The sequence below is a fragment of the Kitasatospora sp. SUK 42 genome (genome assembly GCF_015776785.2).
GTDB lineage: Bacteria > Actinomycetota > Actinomycetes > Streptomycetales > Streptomycetaceae > Kitasatospora.
The window spans coordinates 1-8,590 of record NZ_LFMD02000033.1; the positions used below are offsets into that span (position 1 = coordinate 1).

The 8,590-nt window shown below is 75.2% G+C and carries 7 protein-coding genes; 5 read left to right on the forward strand and 2 right to left on the reverse strand.

Annotation, left to right across the window (positions count from 1 at the left end; genetic code table 11):
• From RZ50_RS28560 to RZ50_RS28570, 3 genes are all read left to right on the forward strand, one after another.
• Window positions 1–2,229 (forward strand): FtsX-like permease family protein (locus RZ50_RS28560; RefSeq protein WP_308272451.1); only part of this gene is annotated, 2,229 nt, incomplete at its 5' end.
• 181 nt (window positions 2,230–2,410) lie between these two features.
• Window positions 2,411–5,206, forward strand: a complete 2,796-nt coding sequence (locus RZ50_RS28565; protein ID WP_196949311.1) for a hypothetical protein — start codon at window positions 2,411–2,413, stop codon at window positions 5,204–5,206.
• Between the two features lie 56 nt (window positions 5,207–5,262).
• A complete protein-coding gene (locus RZ50_RS28570) occupies window positions 5,263–6,150 on the forward strand; it encodes an ABC transporter ATP-binding protein (RefSeq protein ID WP_196949314.1) in 888 nt (295 codons plus the stop codon).
• 33 nt (window positions 6,151–6,183) lie between these two features.
• Here the strand turns inward: RZ50_RS28570 and RZ50_RS28575 are convergent, their stop codons facing one another.
• A complete protein-coding gene (locus RZ50_RS28575) occupies window positions 6,184–6,960 on the reverse strand; it encodes a class I SAM-dependent methyltransferase (protein WP_196949310.1) in 777 nt (258 codons plus the stop codon).
• Window positions 6,961–7,080: 120 nt separating this feature from the next.
• On the reverse strand, window positions 7,081–7,413 hold the full coding sequence (locus RZ50_RS28580) for a hypothetical protein (RefSeq protein WP_308272453.1): 333 nt from the start codon (window positions 7,411–7,413) through the stop codon (window positions 7,081–7,083).
• Window positions 7,414–7,541: 128 nt separating this feature from the next.
• On the opposite strand from RZ50_RS28580, the gene RZ50_RS28585 reads away from it, so the two are divergent.
• Together RZ50_RS28585 and RZ50_RS30405 are read left to right on the forward strand one after the other, a co-directional pair.
• Complete coding sequence (locus tag RZ50_RS28585; protein ID WP_308272455.1) at window positions 7,542–7,991, forward strand: hypothetical protein; 450 nt, start codon at window positions 7,542–7,544, stop codon at window positions 7,989–7,991.
• A 282-nt stretch (window positions 7,992–8,273) separates the two neighbouring features.
• The gene (locus RZ50_RS30405) at window positions 8,274–8,420 is read left to right on the forward strand and encodes a hypothetical protein (protein WP_374200003.1); all 147 of its coding nucleotides are present in this window, start codon (window positions 8,274–8,276) and stop codon (window positions 8,418–8,420) included.
• Window positions 8,421–8,590: the final 170 nt, after the last annotated feature.

Consider the following 8,590-nt stretch of genomic DNA (forward strand, 5'->3'; position numbering starts at 1 on the left):
GCCGAGCCGCTGCTCGCCGCCGTGCTGCGCGGCGCCGGGGTGCACGGCCTGGCTGCGGGAGACGGCCGGACGGCCTGGTGGACGGCGGGCTTCGCCGTCCTGGTGCACGGCGCGGCCCTGCTGCTGCCGCTCGCCCGGCAGGCGATGGACCCGGGCGCCCAACGGGCGCTGCGCGGGCGCCGATCGCGCCGACTGGGGTTGCAGCGGGCCGGCGCGGACCTGGGGCTGCTCGCCGTGGCCGTCCTCGGATTCCTCCAACTGCGCCGCTACCGGGGCGTGGTGGTGCGGACCTCGGGCGCGGGGTTCGACTCCTGGGTCGACCTGGTGCTGGTGCTCACCCCGGTGGCGATGGCGGTGGCCGGCGCCGTCCTGCTGCTGCGGCTGCTGCCGATGGTCGGACGGCTGCTGGAACGGGCGGCCGGCCGGGCCCGCGGACTGGTGCTGCCGCTGGGCGCCTGGCGGCTGAGCCGCGACACCGGCCGCCAGGCCGTCCCGGTCCTGGTGACGCTGCTGGCGGTGGCCTGCGGCAGCCTGGCCACCGGGGTGCTGGCCGCACTGCCGACCAGCGACCGCGACCGGGCGGCCTTCACCGTCGGCGCGGACCTCCGGCTGTCCGAGGTGTCCGGCCCGCAGGCGCAGCGGCACGCCGCCCTGGCCGGCCTGCCGGGCGTGAAGGGGGCCACCCCGGTGGCCGAGCGGTCCGGCTACCTGGGCAGCACCCTGGTGCAGACGGTCGCCATCGACACCGCGGCCGCCACGGCCGCCGGAGGGATACCGACGCTGCGAGCGGACCTCGCCGACCGCCGGGTCCCTGAGCTGCTGGCCCCGCTGACCGCCCCGCCCGTCCAGGGGATCGCGCTGCCGGGCGAGCCGACCGCACTGGAGCTGACCGTCCAGGCCACCGCCGACCCGCCGGTCCCGGACCCCGGTCCGAGCCTGCAACTCTGGATCCAGGACGCCAACGGGCTGACCGACCGGCTGACGGTCCCGCTGACGGCCGACGGCCGCCCCCACGTCGTGACCGCGGGTCTGGCCGACGGCGGCCGCCGCGCCTATCCGCTGACGCTCACCCGGGTCGGCGTCCACTTCCCCGGCGAGCTGACCCAGCGCACCACGCTCGACCTGCTCCTGCCGCGCGTCAGCGCCGTCACCGGCGACCGGCGCACCGACCTCGCGCTTCCGCCGGGGCAGGCCTGGTCCCGCTCCGGCACGGACCTCGTCGAACCAGCCGGGCTCGAATGCCCCGGGACCGTGCCCGACCCCCGCAACGGCGGCGTCTCCGGGGACGCCGGGGCCTGCACGGGGGAGAGCCGGGGATCCACGCTGCTGCACACCGTGGTGCGCTCCCACCTGCCGGTGGGCCACCGGTACCTGACGGGGTCGGACGTGGTCCTCGCGGTGCTGCCCGAAACCGGCACCGGCACCGGCACACCGACGCCCCCCGTCCTGCCCGCGCTCGCCGACCGCGCCCTGCTCGACGAGGCGAACGCCAAGGTCGGCGACACCCTGCGACTCGACTGGGAACACGACGGCAAGAGCGTCCAGCAGATCCGGATCACCGGCGAGCTCGACGCCCTGCCCGGCTACGAACGGAACCACGGCCACCTGCTGCTGGACCTGCGCGCACTCGCCGCCACCAGCGCGTTCATCGGGGCGGAGCCACCCGTCGACGCCGCCTGGTGGCTGGCCGGCGACGACCCGGCGGCCACCCTGGCCGCCGTCCAGGGCCACGCCGGGTTCGGCCGGACGCAGAGCGCCCTCCAGACCGCCGCCGCCCTGGCGGACGACCCGTTCAGGTCCGGACTGCGCTGCGCCTGGCTGCTGGTCATGGTCACCGCGCCGCTCTTCGCGGTGACCGCCCTGGTCCTGCACACGGTGAGCGCGGTCCGGGCCCGCCGTCGGGAGTTCGCGGTGCTGCGCGCCCTGGGCGTGCGGCGCGGCGACCTGACCGCGCTGCTGCGCGCCGAACAGGTGGCGGTGACCGCGCCGCCGGTGCTGCTCGGCGGCCTGCTGGGCCTGCTGCTGGCGGCCCTGCTGCTGCCGTTCACCGTGCTGGACGACGGCGCCAGGTCGCTGTTCCCGGCCCTGGCCGTCGCCCCGGGCCGGCCCGCCGCCGTGCTCACGGCGCTGGCCAGCGGCGTGCTGCTGGCCCTCGCGGTGCTGGTCCTCACCAGGCTGCTGGCCCGGGTCGACCTGGTCCGGGCCCTGCGCGCGGGGGAGGACGGATGAGCCGGGTGGCGCGGCGGCGGTGCACGGCCGTGACCGGGCGCCCCGCCGCGCGGGAGGCCGTACACGCCGCCGCGCGGGAGGCCGCACGCCCCGCCAAGCGGGAAGCCGCACGTATCGCGGTAAGGGAAGCCGCACGCAGAGCCGCGCCCGAGGACGGACGTTCCGACGGGGGGAGCCCCACATGCTGACACTGCGCCTGATCCGGCGCGAGGCGCGGATCGCCTGGCCGGTGGCGGCCGTGCTCGCGCTGCTCGCCGTCCTGCTCACGGCGATCCCGCTGAGCTGGCCGCCGCGGTTCGACCGGCTCGCGGCGGGCTCGCTCGCGGACCGCGTGGACCGCGCCCAGCTCACCGGGCCCCTGATCTCCGCGCGTGCCGTCACCGTCGTGCTGGCGCATTCGGTGGGAACGGCCGCCAGGGACACGCTCGACCGGGACCTGGACCAGGGCGGCGACGCGCTGCGCGCCGCCGCGGCCCCGCCGCTGGCCGCCGCGCTCGGCCGGCCGAAGGCCCGGGTGACCACCGAAGCCGTGTCGGCGCTGGGGCCCGGGATGCCCACCCCCTACGGGAAGCCGCCGCAGTTCAGCCTGGTCTACGCCCAGCCCGACGGTTCGAGCGGGCCGGTCGAGTACGTCCAGGGCAGGCCGCCGACCGATCAGGACGCGCCGTCCGGGAAGGCCTCCCGGATCGAGGTCGCGGCCTCCGAGCAGACCCGGGACCGGCTCGGCCTGACGGTCGGCCAGGAGTTCGAGCTGAGCGGGCAGCCCTGGGGCGCCCCGGTGGTCCTGGTCGGGGTCTTCCGCACCGACCACGGCGCCGGCCGGCTCTGGCAGCAGTCCCCGATGCTGGTCGCACCCTGGACGGTGAACGCCGACCCCGGCCAGGCGCTGGCGGGCCAGCTGCTGACCAGCGCCGGAGGGATGCGGCAGGCCGCGGGGCGCGGCACCCCGCTCCAGGTGGTCTGGGACGTGCCGGTGGCCGTCGACCGCTCCGGACCGGCCGCGACCCCGACCGGGATCGCCGAACTCCGCTCCGCCCTGGCCGGACTGCGCTCCGGCAACCCGGACGTCCACCAGCTGGCCGGCCAGCTGCTGCCCGCACTCGCCATCACCGACCGGCTCACCCCGGAACTGGACGCGTTCGCGGTTCAACGCGGGCGCACCGAGCAGCTCCAGGGCTTCGCGCTCACCGGAGTCCTCACCGTGGTGGTGGCCACCGCCGTCGCCGCCGCACGGCTCGGCGTCCGACGCCGGAGCGGCGCCTTCGCGCTCCAACTCTCCCGCGGCGCGGGACTGTTCGGGATCGCTGGCCGCCTGCTGGCGGAGGCCGCGGTGGCGGTCGGCCCCGGCGTCGCGGTGGGCTGGGTGCTCGGCGGGCTGCTCGCGCCGCCGGGCGCCGCCCTGGGATCCCCGGTGCCGGTGCTGATCGCCGCCCTGCTGGTCTGGTGCGCCCCGGCCGCAGCCCTGCTGGCCTCCGCCGGACGGGTCCGGGCCGTACCGCGCTCGCGCCGCCTCGTCCTGGAGGCCCTGGTGCTGCTGCTGGCCGCCGGCGGACTGGTCGCGCTGCGGACCCGCAGCGCCTTCACCGGCTCCGGCATCGACCTCCAGCTCGCCTCCGCACCGGTCCTCCTGGCGCTGGTCATGGTGCTGGCCCTGATCCGTCTGCTGCCCCCGCTGCTGCTGTGGGCCACCCGCTGGGCGCGCCGTTCGCGCGGCCTGGTCCCGCTGGTGGCGCTCGCCCGGGCCGGCACGCAGAGCGGCGCGGCCGCACTCGCCCTGGTGGTGCTGGTGCTGGCCACGGGCTACGGCGTCTTCGGCGGCATGGTCTCGCGCACCCTCGCGGACAGCCGTGCGCAGACCGCCGACTGGCGCACCGGCGGGGCGGCGGCCGCCCTGGTCGGGCCGCGCGACCGGCTGTCCGGCGACCTGTCGAAGGCCCCCACCGTCGGCCACCAGGTGACCGTCACCGGTGCGACCGCCGAACTCACCTCGCAGGACGACGGCAGCGCCCTCCCGGGCGCCCAGCTCGTCGGACTGGACGCCACCGAACTCGGCGCCGCCGCACCGAACTCCCCGGTGGCCCGCGCCCTGCTGGCCTCCGACGCGGCGAACACACCCGTCGGCCGGATCGGCGAGGGCGGCACCGAGGCGGTGCTCACCGCCCTCGCAGACCCCGACCTCGCCGCCCGGTTCCCCGACGGCAGCTTCGAGGTGTCGGCGCTGGGCATGAGCCGTGCCCTCGTCCACGTCGTCGGCGTCCTGCCCCCCGAGGCGCTGCGCGACCCGGTGCTCGGGCCCGTGCTCGGCAGTCGGCCGCAGCACGGCGCGCTGCTGCTGTTCACCGGCCCCTCCGCGCGGCTCCTGCCCGCACAGCCCGGCCACCCGTCCGCCCTCCTCCTCTACCCGGCGGCCGGCGGACCGCCGCTGGACCCGGCCGCGGTACGGGCGGCCGCCGCCCCCCAGCTCGCCCCCACCGGCGGGACCGGGGCGCCGGTGGAGTTCCGCGACCCCGCCGAGGAACTCGACGCGCTGCGCACGGACGGGCTGGTCCGCTCGGTCCAGCTCGCCTTCCAGGTCACCACCGGCCTCGGTCTGCTGCTCGCGCTGGGCGCGTTCGCCCTGGACCTGCTGCTCAGCGCTGCCGAACGCGCCCGCACCACGTCCTACCTGCGCACCCTGGGCATCGGCAGCCGCGCGGTACTCGGACTGCACCTGCTGCACCTGCTCCCGCTGCTGCTCGCCGCAGCGGTCGGCGGCGCCGCGCTCGGACTGCTGCTGCCCGCCGCGCTCGGCCCCGGCCTGCGGCTGGGAACCCTCACCGGCGGGCCGTTCGAGCCCGCCACACACATCGACTGGACGACCGTCACGCTGCTCGGCATCGCACTGGCCGTGCTGGTGCCGGCAGCCGCCGCACTGGAGGCGGCGATCAGCCGACGCCGGGGACTGGGCGCCGTACTACGACTGGGGGAGGCGTTGTGACCGACCGACCGACCGAAGGACCCGGGGCCGTGGCGGAGAGCCGGGCCGACCGGCCCATGGTGGAGTGCCAGAGCCTCGTACGGATCTACCGCACCGGCTCGACCGCCCGCGGCGGGGTCGAGGTGCAGGCCCTGCAAGGGCTCGACCTGACGGTGCGGGAGGGCGAGCTGCTGGCCCTGGTCGGCGCCTCCGGCTCCGGGAAGTCCACCCTGCTCGGCATCCTGGCCGGCCTCGACACCCCCAGCGCCGGCACCGCCGTCGTGGACGGCACCGACCTGGGCGCGCTCAAGCGCCGCGAGCGGACCGCCTACCGGCGCCGGACCGTCGGGGTGGTCCAGCAGCAGACCGCGAGCAACCTGCTGCCCTACCTGACGGCCCGCGAGAACGTGCAGATGCCGATGGCCTACGTCGGCGCACCGCGCCAGGAACGCGCCGCCCGGGCGATGGAACTGCTCGACCTGATGGGCATCGCCCAGGCCGCCGACCGCACCCCGGCCATGCTCTCCGGCGGCGAACAGCAGCGGGTGGCCATCGCCGTCGCCCTGGCCAACCGGCCGCGGCTGCTGCTCGCCGACGAGCCCACCGGGGAACTGGACACCGCCACCTCGGAGGAGGTCTTCGGCGCCCTGCGCACCGCCAACAGCGAGCTGGGCACCACCGTGCTGATCGTCACCCACGACGCCCTGGTGGCCGACCAGGTCCGCCGCACCGTCCGCATCCGCGACGGGCGCACCTCCACCGAGGTGCTGCGCCACCGGGCCGACACCGGCGCCGACGGCGCGCTCACCGCCGAGGAGTACACGGTGCTGGACCGGGTCGGCCGGCTCCAGCTGCCGCGTGAGTTCACCGAGTCGCTGGGCCTGGCGCACCGGGTGCGGCTGGTCCTCGAACACGACCACATCTCCGTGTGGCCCGACCAGGACCGGCCGCCCGCCGAGCGGTGACCTCGGTGCGCCCCCGGGTGTGCGGGTGCCGCCTCACAGCCGCAGGGTGCGCAGCACGCCGGTCAGCAGTGGCAGGGTGAACTCGCCGTCGGCGGTCTCCGGCCGGCCCGCGAGGAAGCCGCCGATCCTGCCGAGCAGGGCTTCCCGCTCCTCCTCCGGCATGACCAGGACCCCCGCGCGCGTCGCGAGGGTCGCCACGAGGGAGTCGGCGGTGCGGCGCTGCCCGTGCGGGAACGCGGCCTGCTCCGGTGAACCGAACCGGGCGGGCGAGCCGTCCTTCGGAAGGTGCATCCCCGCGGTCTCGACCCGCCACCTGGCCGGCGTGTCCCGCGGGCCGACGGCCGCGCTCCCGCCGACCCGCGCGAGCCCGTCGACCCACTCCACCTCGTCGTCCATGAGGTTCCACAGACCGGCCAGGACCCCGCCGGGGGACAGGACCCTGGCGATCTCGGGCCCCGCGACGGCCATGTCGAACCAGTGCATGGCGTTGCCCGACAGCACGGCGTCGACCGAGCCGTCCGGCAGCGGAACCGCCTCGGCACTGCCCGCCAGCGCACGGACGGTCGGCAGCGAGCGGCGCAGCTCGCCCAGCATCGCCGGGTCGGGCTCGACCGCGACCACCTCGAAGCCCAGAGCGACCAGCGTGGCGGTCAGCTTCCCGGTCCCGGCCCCGAGGTCCAGCACCCGCCTGCCGGGCGCCGCTTCGAGCGCCCACCGCACCGCGTCCCGCGCGTAGTCCGGGCGGTGCTCGGCGTACGCGACGGCCGCCGCGCCGAAGGACGAGGCGTGGAGCAGCTGTTGATCATCCATGCGGCCACGCTATTGGCGCCCGCCCGTGACCAACCACCGTTTTCACCGGTTCCACACCGACCGGTCGGACGGCTCGACCTCCGGCGAGAGCCGTTGTGGCCAAGACCGCGTGGCAAGCCACTAGCGGACCATGTAGCGGTAGACCGGGGCGCCTTCCCGAGCGGGGTCCTTGTCGCCCAACTCCCGATAACCGAGAGCTTCGTACATCCTCATCGCAGCCCGTGCTTCGGGCCGGACCGCGAGCGTGACGTGCTCCACCCCTGCACCTTCGAGAAGGCCATGCCACCAACGGCTGTCCGACTGGAGCAGGACGCCGAAGGCGAACCCGACCAGGGCAGGACCTGAGCGAGCCAGCACCAGTCGGAAGCCGGGCATGGTCCGGAACGCCTCGTAGCCCTCCAGGAACCCGGCCAGGTCGCCGGGGCCCTCGAAGTACGGCGACTCTGCGAACACCTGCTCGTACAGCGGTGCTATCTCCTTCCGGCCGCCGGCCGAGCGGTGGCTCGGCGCGGTCGCGGCGCCGACGGATCCGGGTGACGCTGTCAGAGGAGCGCGACTGTCCTCGCATGTGGAGTGCGGGAGTGGTCACGCCGGACAGGAAGGCAGCGATCATGACAGAGAGGCCTGACGGACGGCGAGGGCAGGCAGAAGCCGATACCGGCGGGACGGTCACCGGCCCTTCGATGTTTGCGGGGATCGCGCTGTCGGTGAGCGGCCCGCTCAGCATTCTCCAAGGTGTGGCCGGCATTGCGCACGACAGCCTGTTCTCCGCAGCCGGTTACGCCTACCGGTTCGATCTGACCTCCTGGGGCTGGGTCCATCTGGTGGTCGGTGTGGCATTGTCGGCTGCCGGCACAGGGGTGCTGGCGGGCTGGAGCTGGGGTCGGTGGGCGGGGGTGACGGCAGCTGCGATCAGCCTGATCACCCAGTTCATGTTCGTTCCGTACTATCCGGTGTGGTCGATCATCTTGGTGACACTCGACCTCCTCGTGATTTGGGCGCTGAGCAGGTTCCATGCCCATCCCGGCTAGATCCCGTTCGGGCGATCACATGACACAGTGCTTCAATTTCGCCGACGAGCTGCGTGCGGCCGGTCATACCGTGCACGGCCCCGACCTGTTCGACGGGCGCACGTTCGACTCCATCGAGGAGGGCGTCGGTCACGCGCAGCAGGTCGGCTTCGGCGAGATCATCGAGCGTGGCGTCCGCGCGGCCGGGAACCTGCCCGGGCAGATCGTCTACGGGGGCTTCCCACTCGGGGTGCTCCCGCGCAGACCGATCCGTTCTTCGCCGAGGACCTCGAAGCCGCCCACGTGCTCGTCTCCGGTTCCGCCGACGCGGAGCTGTTGCTGTACCTCGGAGACCAGCACCTGTTCACGGACAGCCCGCTGCCGTCCCGCGACCCGGAAGCTTCCGCGCTCCTGACGCGGCGCGTGATCGAGTTCCTCGACGCACGGTGAGCGGGCCGGTCACGCCCGCCCCGAGCATTTGTGTCGGGCGCGGAGTGGGAGTACTGTCGACCAGTCGCTCGGCTGGGAGCACCGGACACGCATCTGCGCGGACGGTCCCGGGGCGGCCAATCCTCTGAAACACCACTTCCCGGTTCGCGCCGGGTTGTTTTCGCGTGTTT

Coding starts and splice junctions, on each gene's coding strand:
- RZ50_RS28565 (WP_196949311.1), top strand. CDS start 2,411: ATGCTGACACTGCGCCTGATCCGGCGCGAGGCGCGGATCGCCTGGCCG.
- RZ50_RS28570 (WP_196949314.1), top strand. CDS start 5,263: ATGGTGGAGTGCCAGAGCCTCGTACGGATCTACCGCACCGGCTCGACC.
- RZ50_RS28575 (WP_196949310.1), bottom strand. CDS start 6,960: ATGGATGATCAACAGCTGCTCCACGCCTCGTCCTTCGGCGCGGCGGCC.